Source organism: Streptomyces sp. NPDC026538 (assembly GCF_055567535.1).
Genome location: NZ_JBVHQG010000004.1, coordinates 448,931 through 468,261 on the forward strand (window position 1 = coordinate 448,931; position 19,331 = coordinate 468,261).

Here is a 19,331-nt window from a genome sequence, read left to right on the forward strand (position 1 = left end):
CCTCATCTCGCTTCAGCACTCAGGCGGCCAACCCGTACAGGGTGGCGCCACCAGCTGTGACTGCGACATCGAACGGCGTCAAAAAGACCGTGAGCGTCCCTAGGAGCCCGGCGCCCACCATACGGGTATTTATTACGTGACCATACTGTACCGGTCCACCCCCGCGTACCGCTTTCGAGCTGCTTTACCCCACCCTTGAAAGCGCGATTGCTTTTATCGACCGCTTTGTGGTCATCCGGATTCGGGTTCTCGGAGGCATTCGGCTTGACTTCCCATATGTACACTCTGTCCTTGGTCCAGAGCATCACATCGGCTCGCCCATCATCGCCGGAACCATCCGCCTTTGCGCCTGGAATGAAGTTTTCCGTGTGCCCGCCGGTCCCGATGTCCACGGTGACGTACCCGTCGATGCGGTGCTGCTTGGCTCAGAGTGCCGCTGCAAAACCGCTGGCCCACACCGCAGCGTCCTGCGCATTTGACTGCAAGCCGCAGTTACCTAGGTTCTGCCGTCCTTCATTACGCAGAACGGTTTTAGAATTTTGGCCAGAGTCCTGGCTGTCCGAGTTTCCACCGGGTGGGTTGAACGGCGTGTCGCCCGTGTTCTGGCCGTATCCGTCGCAGATGTCCTTCGGGCACAGGCCAGTGGGATCGCTCCGTGTGACGGGATTGTTGTTCGCGTACGCGTAACCGTTCATCTGGAGCGGGTCCGTGATGTCGATGACCGGATCTGCAGAGACGAAGCGGCCAGTATTTTGGTCGTAGTCGCGGGCACCGAGGTGGACGAGGCCGGTGTTGGTGTCGTCGATGCCGACGCCGAGGTACGTGTGCTGGTTGGGCCGGGTGGACGGCTTGGTGCCGCGTGTCTCGCCGTAGGGCTTGAAAGCCCGGCGTGTGACGGTCTGATCCTTGCCGAGGTCAACGGCGACGGTGGCGGTACCGAGTCGGTCGGTCAGCAGACAGCTGAGTTCGTGACTGTGCCAATGACGGGTTCCCGACGATGCCGGATGCAGTTCAGTTGTCGTCGTCTCAGTTCTCGTCGACAACGATGAACCAGCCACTTGCCGTCATACGGCCTCGATGGTTCTCGATCCTCGCTCCTGCCGGACCCCTTGGACCGGTGGCTCGGCTCGCCGAATTCCCCTGAACCGCTGTCGCCTCCGGGCTGGGACTTGCCGCTGCCACCCTGCTCCTTGCCGCCCGTGCCGGGGCCGGGTCGGCCGACAGGAAGCGGCCGACCGGCGATGAGAACCGTGCGGTCAACCGATCAGCCGCCCCGGGGGCGCCGGGAGATCACCTGGGGGAGGCTGCCGGCCTTCCAGTAGCCGTCGAGGATCTTGAGCAGGCGCTCGGTGTCGCGGAGGACCTCGGCGATGCGGTCGCCGTATTCCTCGAGGAGCGGGTCGCTCTCCACCATCTTGCGGCCGGCGCCGGAGAAGGACGACGAGTAGGCGTGGCAGTTGCCGCACCAGAGGTAGGTGATCCACGCGGGTTCGGTCCGGCCCAGCTTCTCGCGGTGGTACACGCGCATGGTGACATGGCCGCAGATCGGACAGGTTCGCTCGGTCACGGGCAGGTGCAGTTGGGCGCCGAGCGCCTCGAGATGCTGCTGGTCGTAGGGGCGGAGCATGGGTGTAGGACCTCTCTGGGGAGTTGGGGCGGGCGCGGTGGGAGGTGATCCCACCGCGCCCGCCCCGACCGCGATTCAGCTCACTGACGCGTAGTCACGCGGCGGTCTGGCAAGGTATCAGCCGCTGCCGGAAATCTTGCGCCACATCATCTGGCCGAACTCCTCGGCTTCCTCCTCGCCGCCCTCGTCACCGAAGTGCGCCATCCGATTCTGATGGTAGGTCTCGTGGAAGAAGGTCACGACGGCCTCCTTGATGTTCCGCAGACCCTTGTCCGACATCTCGATGATGGGCTTGCCGTTCGCCGCGCGGTGCGGTAGCGGTCGGTAGTGAGGGGCGCCGTTGTACCCGTGCGGGCTCACGCCCTCGGCGAGGTTTCCGTTCCGGTGGTCGATGATCCGCTCGACGTGGACGACCTCGTACTTGTCCCACTCGGAACGGTAACCGGCACGGGCCAGGTACTGCTTGAGCCTGCCGAGGCTCACCACCGGTCCCACGAGGTACTCGTTCGGCTGGCCCTTCGGCTTGCTGCGGTAGGCGTTGCCCTGCTTCGGCTCCGACGCCGGGCTGGGCTCCTCTCCGCTGCGCGCGGCGGCCTTCCCGCTGCCCCCCGGCTCCTTGCCGCCCTTGCCTGTGCCCGCCTTCGGTGTCGACGGTGTGTCGCCGTTCTTGGGTGTGGTGGGTGCGGGGTCGCTCGGGGTGGTGGTGGGGAGGTCGCCGGAGAGCAGTTTCTTGACCGCTCCGACGAGGTCCTCGCCCTCCGACATCGCGGTCTTGACCGCCTTTACGGCCTTGATCCCGCCGCTGACCGCCTTGTAGGCGCCGTATCCGTCGGCGGCGAAGGTGCCGACCACGCCGGTCCACTGGCCCGCCACGTAGGAAGTCGAGCCGGTGTCGACGCCGAAGAGGTTGCCCAGCGGGTGGTCGTCGACGTAACCGGTGTGGCCGAGCTGGAACGGGGTCTCGTTCGAGTACCCGGTCCAGCCGTTGAAATACTGGTTGTCGCCGTTGACGATGCCGGCGAACCCGTTCCAGCCGTCGGAGAGGGTGTTGACGCTCCACTGCCACGGGTCGCCGACGACGCTGTCGCCCACACCGCAGAAGAAGCCGCCGACCGCTCCGCCCCAGTCCGAATACCAGGCCAGGCCGTCAGGGTCGCTGCCCGAGACGGGGTTGCCGGCCGCGTAGCCGTAGCCGCCCATCTGGTTCGGGTCGCCGCTCTCGAAGATCGGGTCGACCGACAGGAACCGGCCGGTGACCGGGTCGTAGTTCCGCGCCCCGAGAAGGTTCAGACCGGAGGTGGCGTCGGCGGGCTTGCCCAGGTAGCCGTGGTTGTCGGCCCACCCGGTGGGCACGGGGCCGCGCGGGTTGCCGTACGGGTCGAAGGCGCGGCGCGTGATGGCAAGCGTATTGCCGTCCACCTGGAGCTGGGCGGTGCCCTGCGGGGTGGTCGGCTGGTAGCTGATGCCGCCCTTGCTGGAGCGGACCGTCATGGTGCCGTCGGGAGAGCAGTAATAGCGCAGTCCGGTGACGGCCTTGGTGGCGGTGTCGAGGCTGAGCTGCTCGTTGCCGCCGAAGAGGTAGAGCGTGTTGCCGCCCGGGCTGCGCTGGATCAGCAACTGGCCATCGGCGTCGTAGAGGTAGCCGGTCTTCTTGCCGTCGGTGGTGGTCGCGGAGGTCAGGCCCTCCTCGTCGTACTCGATCCCCTGGCTGCCCGGGCGGGCTCCGGTGGTGGTCCGGGTCTTCGTGTTGCCCGCGTCGTCGTACTCCGGAGTCAGCACGGACGTGCCGGTGGTGGGGTTGCGGGTGGTGACGGTGGACACCGCGTTGGGCCGCTTGGCGGGAGCCGTACCGGCGCCCGGGTAGACGAACGTCTGCGTGGTGTCTTTCGCCGCGTTGCCGGTCACGTCGTGCGCGACCTGCTGGGTGCGGTCACCGAGCTGGTCGAACTGCCAGTCCGTCCAGTACGGGGCCGGTCCGCCGATGGTGGCCGCGGTCGGACGCGACGTGGCGCACTGGGCGAGCTGGCCCGCCGTGGCCTTGGTGAGTCCCTTGGTGTCCGTCCAGGCGGTGGTCAGCCGATCCTGCGCGTCGTAGGCGAAGCACTGGGTGTCGGCGACCCGGTCCGCGCCGCCACTGGAGCGGACGTCGGCGACCGCGGTGATGTTGCCAGACTGGTCGTAGCCGTAGGTGGTGTCGGAGACCGGGTTGGCGGCGTTCGTCTGCAGGGTGACCCGGTTGGTCGCCAGCCTGCCCGTCGCCTGGTCGTAGGTCTGCGCGGTGCGTAGCTGCTTCGACGGGGTGCCGACGGTGGTCTGGAGGACCTCCCCGAGCGGGCTGTAGTTGACCGTGGCGACGTACGGCCGGCTGGGCGAGCCCATGCTGACCAGGCCGCCCTGGAGGTTGTAGCCGTAACCCACGGTCTCGGCCGGCAGACCGCCGTCCGCGCCGTACGTGGTCGCCGCCAGCATGCCGGCGTTCTCGGTATAGGAGGCCTTGGCGGTGTAGGTACCCGCCAGGGCGCCCTCGGCGTCCGGGATCACGGTCGAGGTGCTGGTCGGCTGGCCGATGGCGTTGTAGGAGTCGATCTTCTGGACGTAGGCGCTGCCGTTCTTGCCGCCGGCGTACCGGATGGACGCGACCGGCAGGCCCTTGCCGAGTTCGTCGTAGGTCCACTCGGCCAGCAGCTTGGACGGGTCCGTCGTGCCGTCGCCCGAGTACTCGGCCTTGCGGCGGCCCAGCAAGTCGTGGGTGAAGGACAGGGTCTGCTTGCGGGCGTCGGTGGTGCGGTCCAGCCGCCCGAGCGCGTCGTAGTGCGAGGTGGAGGTGCCGGTATCCGGGTCGGTCTGGGAGACCACGCGGCCCTGCAGGTCGTAGTCGTAGGACCAGGTGTTGCCCACCGAGTCCTTGACCGTGTCGACCTGGCCGCCGGGCGTGTACGTGTAGCGCGTGGTGATGTCCGCCGTCGCCGCCTTGTCGGCGGTCCCGGTCGACCAGAGCACGGTGTTCGACGTGTCGTACACGGCGACGTTGTCGTCGGACTGCACCTTCAGGTAGCCGCCGGTGTGGCCGGACGTCTTGCTGGACCACAGGGTGGTCTTCCCGGTGGCGTCCATGACCGCGAAGTTGCCGTCGGTCTGCATGACGGCGTACGCGCCCGGCTTACCGCCCGTGCCGGACGACCACAGCGACTTGTCGCCGACGAGCGAGGTCAGCACCAGGTTGCCGTCGGCCTGCATGGCGAGCCGGACACCGGCGGAGACCAGCGAGGTGCCCGAGGCCAGCTTGCCGCCGCCGCTGAGCTTGCGGTCCGGCGTGGTGTCACGCGCCACCGTGGAGGTGGTGCGGCCGAGGGCGTCGGTGTAGGTCGTGGTGGCCTTGCCGCCCTGCGGTGGCGTGGTGTCGACCCGGTCGACACCACGGTAGTCCGTCGAGGACTGGAACAGGGTGCTGGCGAAGGACACCAGCGTGTTGCTGACCGGCCTGCCCTGCCCGTCGTATGCCGTGCGGGTCACCGACGGGCCGGTGCGGTTGGTTTCCGCCCACATCGTGCCGCCCGGGGCGTGATCCGCGTCGGAGTACGCCGCGATGGCGGAGACGGCCCAGCCGTGCGAGTCGTAATAGGTCGAGGAGATGAGCCGTCCGGCTGAGTTGTCCGCCGGGGTCGACTGGGTCTGACGGGGTTGCAGCGTGCCGTCGTAGATGGTGACTGAGGTGCTGTAGGAGCCGTCCTCACGCAGGCCCTTGGTGGTGACCGAAGACGGTGTGGGGTTGTCGCCGGCGCCGTGGACGTCGTAGCTGTAGATCCGGTCCGGGCTCTCGCTGTCCTTGTCCCGGCCCGGTGACCAGACCTTCTCCCGCCGTCCGAGTGCGTCGTAGGTCGCGTCCGTCGCCTGCTTGTTGACGTCCACCGCGTGGACGACCGAGCCGCGGCCCGGTGACACGGTGCTGGTGGCCGTCCACTTCAGCGGATTCGTCGTGGACAGGGTGGTGGGCAGGATGCCCGAAGTGGGCTCGTACGACGTGGTCGTGGTGTTGCCCGCGGCGTCGGTGCTGGTGGCGATCCGGCCGTACTTGTCGTACGACATGCCGCCGAGCGTCTGGTACTTCGGGTCGCCGCTCGCGTCGTACGAGGTGACCGACTGGGTCGCGGTGACCAGGCCGAGGGAGTCGCCGTTCTGGCCGAGGGTGCCCAGGGTGCCGACCTTGTCGACCGAGCCGTCCCCGTCGTAGAAGATCCGCTTGTCGGAGAGGGTGGTGTCCTTGCCCGGTCTGGTGCCGCAGGGCCCGGCGACGCTGACGGTCTCCTCGGGGTAGACCAGCATCATCGGGTTGCCGGACGGTGCGTCGGCGTAGGTCGTGGTGGTGCAGGTCTCCTGCGTCGGCTTGGCGAGGTCGCCCTCGTCGTCGACCTTCCAGATCCGGCCCTTGTCGTCGAAGGTGGTGCCGGAGCGGGTGGTCCGCCAGGTACCGTCGGAAAGCAGGCCCATGGTGCGGGACGAGGTCGCCGTGATCCGGCGGGCCGTCATGTCCGGCAGGGTGGACAGCTTGTCGGGCTTGGGATCCTCGGACGTCCACGCCGTGCGGTCCCGGGAGGCGGTGACCTTGGAGCTGGGCGGGTCGGTGAGGGTGCGGCCCACGACGGTGCCGCCGGCCTTGGTGTAGCTCAGGGCCTGGTACGGGGTGCCGGCCAGCCAGGGGCTGTCGGTGATCTCCTCGTCCAGGGCGTTCTTCACCTTGATGCTGCGCTGGGACCCGTCGGACTTGTAGTCGCCGTCCATGCCCTGGAGGTAGGACACGGTGTTCTGGGTGATCGGGTCCGGTGCCGCGCCGGTGGTGGTGGTGACGGTGCGGAAGCCCCGGAAGTCGTTCCAGGTCCGGTGCTTGTCGTCGGTCAGGTCGGAGTCGTCGCGGTGCCAGGCCGCGCCGCCGCTGTAGGTGTAGTTGGTGACCTTGGCGGGCGAACCGGCCTTGGTGCGGTCGCTGTCGGTGACCTGGGCGACCAGCGTCTTGTGGAACCAGTCCTCGATGGGCTCCACGCCGCCGGGTGTGTTCCAGAACACCGGATAGCAGGCCATGGTGTTGCTGTCGGCCGCGTCCGGCATCTTCTTCTTCTCCCGCGAGCACTCCGGTGCGCGGTAGGTGACCGCGACCGACTCACCGGTCTCGGTCTGCACGCTGGAGATCCGCGGGTGGAACAGCGGCGGGGCGGCCGGGGTCAGGCCGTCCACGCGGTTGTCCATCTCGATGCCGGCGAACGTGACCGGGTCGAGGGTGATGGGCTTGTCACCGCCGGCCGAGGTGTCCTTGCCGGTATGGACGATGGACGAGAGCCACATCACCGACTGGAGCGAGCCCGTGCTCTTGGGGTCCTGGGTGTTGCCGGTGACCGGGTCGTAGGTACCACCCGCGTCCGAGAACACCTGCTTGAGTTCGTAACTGTCGACGTCCTGCCAGCCGGAGGCGGTCCGCACCGAGGTGTCGACGCCCTTGAGCCGGTACGTCGACCAGAAGGTCGGACCGGAGGTCAGACAGACGCCGTCGGTGTCGTCGTCCTCGACCTTGTTCTTCCAGTCGGACTCGCAGTGCAGGTCGTAGGGGGTGTCCGGCCAGTCCTTCGCGGTCTTCGAGGAGAGGTTGTCCGCCTTGCAGACCGTGTCGGAGGTGGTGCAGCGCTGCGCAGCACGGAAGACCACCTTGGCGGCCGGCTCCCGGCCTGCCCTGGCGTCGGCCAGCTGGTAGCCGTACGAGATCTGGGTGAGGCGCCCGCCGCGGACGTACTTGGTGATCTTGCCACCCTTGTCGTCCTCGGCGACCTGCCCGTAGCCCATGTTGTAGTAGTTGGACTCGGTGGCCCAGTCGTAGCGCTGCACGTTGCCGTGCGGGTCGACGACGAAGTCGAGGTTGAACCGGTACCCGACCGGCTTGTCGCACTGCGAGTCGTCGCCCTTGTCCGAGTCGTGGCAGGGGTCGCCGGACTTGGGGTGGTAGACCGGCACGCCCCAGGCGCTGTTCGTGGCGTCGTCGTCGGTGGTGCCGGGGGCGTGGTTCAGGCCCAGGTAGTAGGCGGTGCCGTCGGTTGTGGTGACCTTGAAGTACTCGCCGTCCCAGAGGCCGTTGGACGCTCCGGTGAGCCGTTGGATCCGGGTGCCGTCGTCGGCCTGGAGGTGGTACTCGCCGTCCGAGTCGCGTACCAACTGGCCGTTGTGAGTGCCGAGTTGGATGGTGGCGTTCCAGCCGCCCCAGCACTCGTCACCGGAGTCCTTGATGCCCTGGTCCTTGCAGCTCTTGTACGAGCGCTCGATGAACCCGGGGCTGTAGGACCAGCCGTCGCCGACCCAGGAGGACTGGGAGTTGCGTGCCGAGGTCTCGCCGTCCACCGACTGGGAGTCGTAGGACAGGCCGACGTTGGGCGCCTCACCGCCGAGGGAGGGTGGCACCGTGATCGGGTAGTTGTAGGTGAAGGCGCCCGAGGCCGAGGAGGACCAGGCGCCCGAGGCCGACAGCGAGGTGGCGCCGAAGTCTCCCTGCGAACCGTTGCCGCCCGCCACCGCGGCGACCGCGACACCCGAGGAGGCCAGGGCGGCGGTGCGAGCGGCCGTCTTGCCGGTCGCCTTGGCGGTGGTCCCGCCCATCGACTGCGCGGCCGTTCCGGCGGGCACCGCGAGGGTGCCGGTGACCTTGTGGGACCGCGAGTCGTTGACCGACTCCAGCGGCGTGCGAGTACGGCAGGCGGCGACCCGAGGCGTCGTCAAGGCACAGGCCGGCATTGCCACCAGCCGCAGCCGGGAGGCCCAACCGCCGCCGTACGCCTGCGCGATGGCGCTGTAGTCCAGCGAGATGGACACACCGCCGGCGCCGGTGCGCCGGTCGGTGCGGGACAGGCCGACCAGCAGACCGTCGACGCCGGCCCGCTTCGCCTGCCCGCGGTCCGCGAGCCGCACCCGTACCGTGCCGGCCGCCTCGACCGGCGTCCTGCCGAGGAGTGCCCTGGCCCGGTCGCTGAGCGCCGACGGAGCGGCGGACGACAGCGAGACGGGCGTGGAGGCGGCCTTCACCGTGCCGCCCGCCGCGGCCGCCGCGCGGCCGCGCACCTGGGGCGCCTTGCCGAGATCCACGGTCGCGGTGGCACCGGCGGGCCACTTCGGGGCCTTCACCTCGTGTCGGGCGAGTTCGCGGGCGCCGGACGGCGGGGTGGGCTCTTCGAGGCCGGGGCTGTCCGCGGGGTGTCCCGGGACCTTCGGCTGCTCGGGCAGCGGATCCGCCGCCCAGACCTCGTCCTTGTACTGGTAGCCGCCGACCACCACGTCGGCCACGGCCGGCTGAACGGTCAGCAAGAAGGCGGCTGTTGCGGCAGCCCAAAGGGTTGTCCGCCGCATCCATGCCCGCTTTCGGGCAGCTTGAACTCCGCGCGGTCCTGCGCGCATGTGTGATCCCCCATGTGAAAGGTCCAGACGCCGAATTGATCAGTGGTCAGCTGACGGTGCGTCTGAGCGGTTCGAAACGGTATTGCCATGTCAGGGGCACGGCAATACCCTTTCCCGGCGGTCACATCGTTCTCAGTCTTCACACAGGCCCCTCATAGGTTCTTCACAGCGGGGCGCGACGTACAGAACTACCGCAAATCCGACACGCGGCGGCCCACGGGGGGACGTGCCCCTGTGAGAAGAACCACAGGGTTACGCCGAGGGACGCCGCCCACGCTCCTCGAAAGGGCGATTCATGGGGGAGTACACCCGCGTCCGGAGTCATCCGGCGCGCAATCTGACGCGCCGTCTGACGCTGGCGGCGGCCGTGACCGGCCTGCTGATAGGCGCCGTCGGCCCGGTCTCCGCGGCGGAACCGGCCACCTCGGCGGCCGCCGACGGCACCGACGGCTCGCCACTCGCTACCGCCAGTGCCGAGGCGGCCGGCAGCGGACAGCCGGTCACCGTCGACCAGTTGACCACCGAGACCTCGGAGACCGTCGCCAACCCGGACGGCACCTTCACCCTGACCACGCATCTCCAGCCGGCCCGCGTCCGCACGGACGGCGGCTGGACGGACGTCGACGCCGGACTGGCCCGGAACTCCGACGGAACGTTCTCCACCAAGGCCACCCCGTCGGCACTGACCCTGTCCGGCGGCGGCGACGGACCGCTGGCCACCCTCGTCGACGAGGCCGGACACCGGCTGTCGTACACGCTCCCCTTCCGGCTGCCGGCCCCGGCCGTCACCGGTGACAGCGCCCGGTACGACGACGTGCTGCCGGGAGTGGACCTCAGGGTGACCGCCACCGACCAGGGCGGCTTCCACGAGGTTCTGATCGTCCACAACGCCGAGGCCGCCGCCGATCCCGACCTCGCCTCGCTCCGGCTGACCACCGGTACGAGCGACGGCATGGCTGTGAGCGCCGACCGGGACGGGCGGGTGACCGCCACCTCGGCCGACGGCACCGCCCTGTTCAGCTCGCCCACCCCGATGATGTGGGACTCGTCCGGCGCCTCCGCCCCCGTCACGGCGACGAAGGCGGCAGCACGTCGCTCCGTCCGCGCGGCGGACACCCCGCCCGTGGAGGGCGGCGGCAACGGTGGGACCGCCTCGACCGCGGAACAGCCGGGCAGCGCCGCACAGGTGCGGGCCATCGGCGTCACCGCCGAGCCGGGCGCGCTCACCCTCACCCCCGACGCCGACCTGCTCGGCGGCAAGGACACGGTCTGGCCGCTCTACATCGACCCGTACACCAGCCCGATCACGAGCAAGAAGAGCCACTTCATCACCGTCAAGGAAGGCTGTCCCTCCCAGAGCCCGTACGACGACGCCCAGGACAACGGCGAGGGCGTCGGCTACGAGCACTGGCGGGACTGTTTCGGCCTCAACCGGGCGTACTACGAGCTGAACACCGGCAACCTCACCAAGTCGATGGTCATCTCCAAGTCCGTCGTACACCTCACCTCGACCTACGGCGCCTCCTTCGACTGCGACAACGAGACGAGCGTGCGCCTCGCGACGGTTTCGGGGATCAGCAAGAACACCGACTGGGACCACCAGCCCAAGCTCGCCGGCGACGGCTACATCGGTGGCACGCAGAAGGTCAAGAGCTCCAACATGAGCCAGCACTGCGGCAACCACGACGTCAACTTCGATGTGACCGGTCAGATCAAGAAGCTGGCGGGCAAGGACGACAGCTGGACCTTCGGGCTGTGGGGCAACGAGTCGAAGTCCTCCGGCAACGACGACTTCGTGCGGTTCGCCACCAACCCCTACCTCACCACGGTGTTCGACATCGCACCCGCGGAGCCCGACCGGCTCGGCACCACCCCGGCCACGATCAACCCCGCGAGCAACGGCTGCGACGGCGCGGCGGACGGCTGGATCGGCCAGTCCGGGCTCGCCGGCGACACCTCCGACATCACCCTCAACGCGCACCTCAACACCGACATGAGCGGGGTCAACCTGCGCGCCCGGTACGAGGTGTGGGACACCAAGACCGCGGACGACGACGGAGGCTCGACCAGCAAGAGCAAGCCGGTCAGCGGCTGGGTCAGCGACGGTGGCACCACCCGGGTCAACATCGGCTTCAAGGTCGCGGACGGCCACCAGTACGGCTGGCACGTCAGGGCCGACGACGACACCCTGATGAGCGGCTGGTCGCCGAACTGCTACTTCAAGATCGACCTGAGCTCGCCGAGCATCCCGTCCTTCACCGACTCCGCCGTATTCCCGCCGCTCGGCGCCGACCAGGCGCCCACCGGCCATGCCGGTGACGAAGGCGTCAAGGTCAAGGTGACCGCGAACGACCCGACGCCCAGCGGCTGCACCCGGGGCAGCTGTGTCAGCAGCGGCATCGACCGGTTCGAGTACGCGCTGGACACCAACATCCCCGGCAGCGGCGCCGCCAAGGTGGACGCCGTCGCCACGAGCGGCGGCACCGCCACGGCGGAGGTCCCGATCGTGCTCAGCGCCGCCCAGTGGGGCGCGCACACGCTCTACGTCCGGGCGGTCGACAACGCGGGCAACACCCAGGGCACCGTGGGGCAGTACAGCTTCTTCGCCCCCTGGAACCCGAAGACCAAGGTGACCGCGGGCGACCTGGACGGCGACGCCGTCCCCGACCTCGCCGCCCCCACCACCGACGGGGACCTCGTCCTGGTCCGCGGCAACGCCGACCCGGCGGCCCCGCCCGTCCCGATGTCGACCAAGGCACAGAGCCCGGACGGCACCGGCTGGGACAACTACCTGGTCGCCCACCGGGGCACCGCCACGGGCAGCAACGTCGACGACCTCTTCGCCTTCGACAAGAAAACGCACGAGCTGTACCTCTACCCCAACGACGCGGTCACACCCGGTCACGCCGCCGGGCACTTCACCCTGACCCAGAACGTCGTCCCGATCCGCAACTCCGACTCCTGTCCCGCCAAGGGATCGGACGGCACCTGGAACAACGTCACGCAGATCCTGGCGCCCGGCAAGCTGGCCCAGTACGCGGACGTGCCCGACCTGATCACGGTCGACAAGGGCGAACTCTGGTACTACCCCGGCACCTTCCAGGCCGGCTGCAACCTCGGCCAGGGCGTGAAGATCGGCACCGGTGACTGGTCCGACACCACCCTGCTCGCCCCCGGCACCGTGGGCGGCGTCCCGACGCTGTGGGCCCGGGACAACACCACCGGCGCGATCAGCAGCTTCCCGCTGACCTTCGACGCGGGCGTCCCGACCGCCAAGCTGGCCGCACCGCGGCACGCACCCCTGGTCTCCGGCGTACTCGACACCGGCGGCAAGAACCTCTGCCTGGACATCGCCGGCGCCCGCACCGCCAATGGCACCGCGGCGCAGATGTACACCTGCAACGACTCCGACGCCCAGAACTTCAGCCTCGGCGCGGACCACACCGTGCACGCGTTGGGCAAGTGCCTGGACGTCACCAAGGGCGACACCGACAACGGCACCCTGGTGCAGCTCTACCAGTGCAACAACACCGGTTCCCAGGAGTGGGTCCCCGGCCCGTACCAGGGAACGCTCAAGAACCCCCAGTCCGGCCGCTGCCTCGCCGACCCCGCGAGCAACCGCAATCCGCGCACCCGGGTGGTGATCTGGGACTGCAAGAACATCGCCGACCAGAGGTGGACCGCCACCGAAGGCAATGCGCTGCCCGCCGCCCAGCCGGTGCTCCCGGTCGGCGTCGGCGAGCAGGACTACCCGACCGCCGCCTCTCCCGGCGACGTGCAGGGCACCGGTTTTCCCGCGCTGTACGCAACCTCCCGGTCCGGCCGGATGGTCGAGTACCCGGGCGCCGCGGCGGACGGCGGGCTGGCGCAGTTCGCCGCTCCGGTGAGCGTCGGTCACGTCCACCGGCCCGCCGACTGGTGGCAGCTCAAGGACACCGCGGACAGCGTTCGCCCCGCCAACGGCCTCGCCCTGAACGGCGGCGCCACCGTGACCGCCGACACCGCGCGGGGCGGGGCACTCGTCCTCAACGGCAGCAGCGGGTACGCGGCCACCTCGGGACCCGTACTCGACACCAGCCGCAGCTACACCGTCTCGGCCTGGGCCAACCTCAGCAGCCTGACCGCGAACTCCACCTTCGTCTCGCAATCCGGCACCAGCGCCAACGGCCTTCAGCTCTACTACTCCAGCGGCGCCCACGCCTTCGCCTTCGGCCACGCGCACGCGGATGACACCGCGGGCGAGTTCACCAGCGCCTATGGACCCACCACCGGGGCGCAGAGCCCGAAGACCAGCACCTGGTTCCACCTGGTGGGTGTCTTCGATGCCGACACGCAGCAACTGCGTCTCTACGTCAACGACGACCTGGCCGACACCGCCGCCTACGCCGGTACGGCCTGGAACGCGACCGGGCCGCTGCAGATCGGACGCCGCATCTACCAGGGCGCCTACGGGGAGTACACCGCCGGCAAGGTGGCCGACGTACAGCTCTTCACCGAGGCCCTCACTCCGGGCGGTGTCGCCTCGCTCGGCAGGAACCGCCCGGTTCCCACCCAGCTCTCCTGAGGCCGGGTTCCACATGCGGCGGCCTGCCACCCCCGGGGAGGGGGTGGCAGGCCGCCGTGCTCATGTCGTAGCAGCCGGGGCGCGGCAGGCACTGCCCCTGCGCAGCAAGCGGCACCGTCCCTTTGTCAGGTGCGCGTCCGGTCAGCGCGAGTCGGCAGGGCACGTGAGGCCTTGTCGTGGCCACCCTACGGAGAGTCATGCAGCCGAAGTACGGAAAGGCGTGCTCCCGCGACTGCACGATCTTCAATCGGAGCCGCTGCCGGAAGCGGCGACGAGTTCGGTGAGGGGTGCAGGAGCGTGCTGAGCAGGACGCGCTCGGCCGGCGTGAACGCCTCGTAAGGCAGCGGGCCTGGCGCTTTCCGGAGCCGTCCGGAGCTGTTCAGATGAACGCACGGTGACCGCCGGTCTCACTACCCTGAGTGGCGCCCTCCAGGGGGCGAGTGGCAGCCACGCCGGAGCTGGCAGAAGATGAGAGCACTGCTCCCGCGCCGCGCCGCCAAGGAGGCCCGGACATGCGCTGGTGGTCCTCGCTGGTCACGATCAGCCGGGACGGGCTGCGCGTTCAACGGGCATTCGCCGCCCCGTCGGCGATCGCACGGGCCGTACTGTCCGTGCTGCTCGCCACGGTCCTCGGCCTGGTGCTGGACGACCCGGTGGCCGGGGCCATGGCCAGCGTCGGTGCGTTCATCTGCGGCATCGGTACGCTGCTGAGCCCGCTGCGGCACCCTGTGGTGAACGCGCTCGGAATGGCCGCGGCCTTCAGCGCCATGGCGGTGCTGGGGGCCCTGGTGCACGGCACTACCTGGCTGTTCCTGCTGGTGCTCGCGGTCGCAGCGTTCGCCACCGGGCTGTGGCGGACGATGGGCATCGCGCCCGGCATCCGGGGGTGCCTCGCGGTCATCGGGCTGATGATCACGGCTGATCTCGCTCCCGACGTACATGGCGGCCTGGTGATCGCCGGCTGGATCGCGGTCGGGACCGGAGTCGTCGTGGTGGTGCAACTGCTCCCCCCGTACGGTCCGCGGTTCGCCGCCCAGCGCCGCGCCCTTGCAGCTCTGTACCAGTCGCTCGCCGAGGCTTCGGTCGCGGCCGGCTCCGCCGGCCTGGGCGGGTCCGCACCGTTCACGGCGGCCCGGCAGGCCCTGGACGTGCTGCCGCAGTTGAGCCGACCGGCGGCGGCGGCCATGTTCGGACTGCTGGGAGAGGCCGAGCGCATCCGCCGCGCGCTGCACACGGTGCGGCTGACGGTAGCGGCGGCCGGGAACCGGGAGGCACTGGCCGCTGCGGCGCAGGTGCTGGGCGACATCTCCCGTACGGTGGCCTCCGGCCGCGAGCACCGCACCCCCGAGGAAGCTTGGACCCTCCTGGAGTCCTGGGCGGCCGTCTCGCCCGTGCGCGGCCCGGGCGATCTGGCCGCACGGCTACGGACGGCCGAGCAGCTGGCCCGACGCTCGACCGACGACCGCCTGGGCGATGTACTGGAACCCCACACCGAGGTGCCGGGCCTGTACGCGGGCACCCCCTCCGTAGCACGCACCGCCCGGCGGATCCGGGCGCAGCTGCACCCCCAATCACCGATCTTCCGCCATGCGGTGCGGCTCGCAGTGGGCGTGGTGCTCGCCGAGGTCATCGGCCGGTCGATCGGCGGGTGGGGCGGGCTGGGCATCTCCACGCACGGCTTCTGGGTGGCCCTGACCACCATGCTGGTGCTCTTCCCCGAGTACGGTCATACCCTCGCCCGCGGCTGGGGACGTGCGGCCGGGTCCGTGCTGGGCGGCCTGTTCGCCTGGGTTCTGTCCCTGCCGAACTGGACGCCCGTCGGCCTCGCGGTCGTGGCGGTAGTGCTGGCCGCTGCGTCGTTTGTGACCCTGCGGACCGGGCAGTTGATGCTCAATCTATGGCTGACCACCTGGATCGTCTTCCTGATCCACCACGTCGGCGGGCTGCCCGGGCCCACAGCGTGGGCGCGCGCCGCCGACACGGTGGTCGGCGCCGCGATCGCCGTGCTCATCTTCCTGGTCTGGCCGACCTGGTCCACCCGGCGGGTGCCGGGCCTGCTCGCGGAGTGGCTGCGGGTGCAGGACCGGCTGCTGCCAGAGCTGCTGACCGGCTACGCCGACGTCGGGGCGACCGACCCGGCAGCCGTCGACGCGCTGCGGGCGCGGTCACGGCAGGTCAGGGAGCACCTGGAGGCCGCGGTGGAGCAGTCGCACGCCGAGCCGGCAGAGCACCGCGGCCCCTGGTCGAGTGTGCAGCTGGAGCAGCTCAGGACTCAGGTGTCCACGGTTGCCGGATGCGCCACCCTGCTGGGCGAACACCTGCCGCGCACTCCTCAGGACACCGTGCCGGAGCTGACCGAACTGGTCGATCCGCTGCACGAACACCTCACGGCCCTGGCCCGCGCCGCCGCCGGAGCCGAGACAGTGGCCCCGGGCGCATTGCGGTCGGTCTTCGACTCCTTCACCGCCCGCTCCGGCTTGCTGGCCGAGACACCCGACGGCTTCGGCAGCGCCCCGACCAGCCGCGCCGTCGTCCTGAGCACCGCGACCGTCGACGCCGTGGAGGCCCTGACCGCCACCATCGCCTCCCGCCACCGCCGCGGTCGCCACGCGGCAGCCTGAAACTCCGCAAAGTCGCTGTCCGCCCTGACGGTGGGGTCCCTGCCGGGGGGTGACGGGCGAAGCCGGATAGGCCCTGGGGATCGACGCCAGTGCAGGGCGGCGCGACGCGTTCCGGATCCCTACCCCGACCTGACCATCAAGCCGGTACCTGTCGAGTTGCGCGCACGCGCCAGGTCGCGCGACAGCAGCTCCGTGCCGATCGCCCCGGTCAGAATGGCCGACTCTTGCGTTCACCAGGCTGCCAGTGTCGTCATCGGTCGGGCGAGGGCGTCGATGGTGCAGTCACCTGGCAACGGCAACCGTAGATCGGCAATCTCGATCAGCAGGATCCAACCACCGCGCAGCGATGCCGCAACAGGCTGGTCGGCCGTGGCCGAAGCCTTCTCAATGGCGTGTTGACGGGCTTGCCCATGGTCATCGCGCACCCTGTAGCCGTGCCGGCATCACGACCGCCTTGCCATCACCGGTGGACGCGGCCTGCTACCACAGGTGGCGGACCGATGGGGAGAGGGTGGTGCGCTCACCTGCGGATGACGTGGTCCGACGGATACGGGGTGGTCGGCGTGACAGGTGGACCTCCGGCCGCTGCCGCCATCGGTTGCGCGTAGAGAAAGGGAACCGGAACCGCAGAGGTGGGAGGGAAGCCCGGCCTGGCGGCGTCGAGATGGGCATCCAGGCTAAGCGCGGCGGTGACAAGGGCGAGGTGGGTCAATGCTTGTGGGAAGTTGCCGAGTTGCTCGCCGGTCAGCCCGATCTCCTCGGAGTACAGGCCGAGATGGTTGGCGTAGGTGAGCATCTTCTCGAAGACGAGTCGCCCTTCACGCAGATGACCGGCGCGAGCGAGGGCTTCGACGTACCAGAAAGTGCACGCCGAGAAGGTGCCCTCGAAACCGAGCAGTCCGTCGGGAGAGGCAGAGGGGTCGTACCGGTATACGAGGCCGTCGGACACGAGATCTTTCCTGATCGCGTCCAAGGTCGAGAGCCACCGCGGATCCTGCGGGGGGATGAACCCGACCGCAGGCATCCGCAAAAGCGCGGAGTCCAGGACGTCGCTGCCCAGGGACTGCGTGAACGCTGCACGCTCCGGGCTCCACCCTCGCCGCAGGATCTGCCAGTAGATGGCGTCGCGTTCCTTCGTCCAGCGCTGCACCTCGGCGGGACGGCCGCTCCGGGTGGCCATGCGTATGGCCCGATCCAGCGCGGTCCAGCTCATGAGTCGTCCATAGGTGAAGTCCTTGTCACCGCCTCGCGTTTCCCAAATACCGGCTTCGGGACGGTCCCAGTTCTCGCACACCCAGTCCACCGTGTTGATCAGCCTCTGCCAGATGCGGCAGGTTGTCGGCAGACCCTGCTGGTCGGCGAAATGGAGGCACTCCAGTGCCGATCCGTAGATGTCGAGCTGCAACTGGTCAGCGGCACCGTTGCCGACCCGCACCGGAGCGGAGTGCCGGTAGCCCTCCCAGTGGCCCAGGGTCTGCTCTGCCAGGTCGGAGGAGCCGTCGACGCGGTACATGACCTTCAGAGGGTGTTCGCCAGGACCGGTGTATTCCTGAACGCGGTCGCCCAGCCACTCGGTGAACGCCACGGCTTCCTCGGTGAATCCCAGCCCGAGCAGCGCGTGAAGGGACAAGGAGGCATCACGCACCCACGCGTAGCGGTAGTCCCAGTTGCGCTCGCCTCCGACCTGTTCCGGCAGACTGGTGGTCGGAGCCGCGACCATGGCCCCGGACGGGGCGTACGTCATGAGTTTGAGCGTCATGGCGGAGCGGTTGACCGTCTCCCGCCACCGTCCGGTGTAGCGCGAACGCGCCAGCCAGTTGTGCCAGAAGGCGATGGTGTCCTCCAGTAGCTGCTCGCATTCCTGCGGCGAAACGATGCGTGGCGGACCGTCAGCGAACGTCTCCAGCACCAGGCCGCGGGTCGTACCAGCTCGCAGCCTTACAGTCATGCACACGCCACCTGACCGAATCCTGCGATCGCTCACGCACTCAACGTCAGGTGTGTCCACCACATGGACGGTCACGTCCGTACCTCGGCTGGCAAAATGCCAGCCGCCCATATGCGAGGTGACCTCATATGGTTGCTGCGCGTAGTCGAACCGAGGGGCGATCTCGATGTCGAACGAGATCTCGCCGCGTGTGCACCGCAGCATGCGGACCAGCCGGTGATTGCTTGTCGGATTACGTGGAGAAGCAGGCGGCATGAAATCCACGACCGATCCGACGCCTTGCTCGGTCATGAATCTGGTGAGCAGCACACAGGTGTCCGGGTAGTAGAGCTGCTTGGTCGCGTACGTCGGCGCCCGGGGGGCAATCGTCCAGTGACCGCCGTTCGCACCGTCGAGCAGTGCTCCGAAGATACTCGGCGAGTCGAACCGCGGGCTGCAGAACCAGTCGATCGTTCCCTCGGTGGAGACCAGCGCGGCCGTCTGCAGGTCACCGATGAGTCCGTGGTCGTCGATCAGCGGATATTCGTTCATGGGGCCTCTTCCCGTCCCGCCTGGCATGAGCGGTGACGTCGCTGCTACCGCCGTGCCCCTCGCGGACACACCTTGCGCCCCCCACCTCCAGACTGCCCGGCATGCCGCGGGTTCGCATTACTCCTCCGGTAGCCCTGGGGAGGTGAGGTACGCGCAGGGTGGTGGGCTGACCGACGCCGAGAGGGCCGCCCGGGAGCGGATCAGGTTGCAGGCTGTCGTCCGCTTCCAGGCCGGGCGGTCCCGGCTCAGCGAAACGCGGATCGCCAGGCTGGAGCAAGAGTTGGAGCGTGGCACGCTGGTCCACGACCGGGCGGACCTGCGGTGGACGCCGGCGCGGATCAAGACGTTGACCGGCCGGCTGTTCCACGTCTCCTGCACCGTTGAGGGCACGTAGCGGTTGCTGAAGCGGCATGGCTGGAGCCGGCAGCAGGCCAGGCGGGCCATCGAGCGGAGCGGGGCGATTCCGTGGTCGAGGTGTGGAAGAAGAAGGAGACCTGGCTGCGGGGTAAGAGCACCGCCGCGAGCACGACGCCTGGATCGTCGACGACGAGGCCGGAGTCCGGGTGGGCACCTCGGCTGGGGCCTCGATGGGGATCAAGACGAACCCTGGCTTCG

Annotated in this window: 8 protein-coding genes; 3 read left to right on the forward strand and 5 right to left on the reverse strand. The window is 69.2% G+C overall.

The window, feature by feature from the left end:
• Positions 1-425: 425 nt before the first annotated feature.
• The 3 genes from ACZ4N4_RS19080 to ACZ4N4_RS19090 form a co-directional block, all read right to left on the reverse strand.
• Complete coding sequence (locus tag ACZ4N4_RS19080) at positions 426-1,058, reverse strand: RHS repeat-associated core domain-containing protein (RefSeq protein ID WP_467590048.1); 633 nt, start codon at positions 1,056-1,058, stop codon at positions 426-428.
• 206 nt (positions 1,059-1,264) lie between these two features.
• Positions 1,265-1,627 carry a hypothetical protein gene (locus ACZ4N4_RS19085; RefSeq protein ID WP_467590051.1) on the reverse strand — a complete coding sequence of 121 codons (363 nt, stop codon included), beginning with the start codon at positions 1,625-1,627 and terminating at the stop codon, positions 1,265-1,267.
• Positions 1,628-1,744: 117 nt separating this feature from the next.
• A complete protein-coding gene (locus ACZ4N4_RS19090; RefSeq protein WP_467590054.1) occupies positions 1,745-8,962 on the reverse strand; it encodes an RHS repeat domain-containing protein in 7,218 nt (2,405 codons plus the stop codon).
• A 385-nt stretch (positions 8,963-9,347) separates the two neighbouring features.
• Between ACZ4N4_RS19090 and ACZ4N4_RS19095 the strand changes: the two genes are divergently transcribed.
• Positions 9,348-13,616, forward strand: coding sequence for a ricin-type beta-trefoil lectin domain protein (locus tag ACZ4N4_RS19095; protein ID WP_467590056.1), 4,269 nt, complete (start codon positions 9,348-9,350; stop codon positions 13,614-13,616).
• 512 nt (positions 13,617-14,128) lie between these two features.
• Positions 14,129-16,237: an FUSC family protein gene (locus ACZ4N4_RS19100; RefSeq protein ID WP_467590059.1), complete on the forward strand. Its 2,109-nt coding sequence runs from the start codon at positions 14,129-14,131 to the stop codon at positions 16,235-16,237.
• Between the two features lie 230 nt (positions 16,238-16,467).
• On the opposite strand, the gene ACZ4N4_RS19105 is transcribed toward ACZ4N4_RS19100, so the two are convergent.
• Together ACZ4N4_RS19105 and ACZ4N4_RS19110 are read right to left on the reverse strand one after the other, a co-directional pair.
• Positions 16,468-16,662 carry a hypothetical protein gene (locus ACZ4N4_RS19105; protein WP_467590063.1) on the reverse strand — a complete coding sequence of 65 codons (195 nt, stop codon included), beginning with the start codon at positions 16,660-16,662 and terminating at the stop codon, positions 16,468-16,470.
• Between the two features lie 95 nt (positions 16,663-16,757).
• Positions 16,758-18,716 carry a glycoside hydrolase family 15 protein gene (locus tag ACZ4N4_RS19110; protein ID WP_467590066.1) on the reverse strand — a complete coding sequence of 653 codons (1,959 nt, stop codon included), beginning with the start codon at positions 18,714-18,716 and terminating at the stop codon, positions 16,758-16,760.
• A gap of 142 nt (positions 18,717-18,858) precedes the next feature.
• On the opposite strand from ACZ4N4_RS19110, the gene ACZ4N4_RS19115 reads away from it, so the two are divergent.
• Positions 18,859-19,110, forward strand: coding sequence for a hypothetical protein (locus tag ACZ4N4_RS19115; protein WP_467590669.1), 252 nt, complete (start codon positions 18,859-18,861; stop codon positions 19,108-19,110).
• The last annotated feature ends 221 nt before the right edge of the window (positions 19,111-19,331 follow it).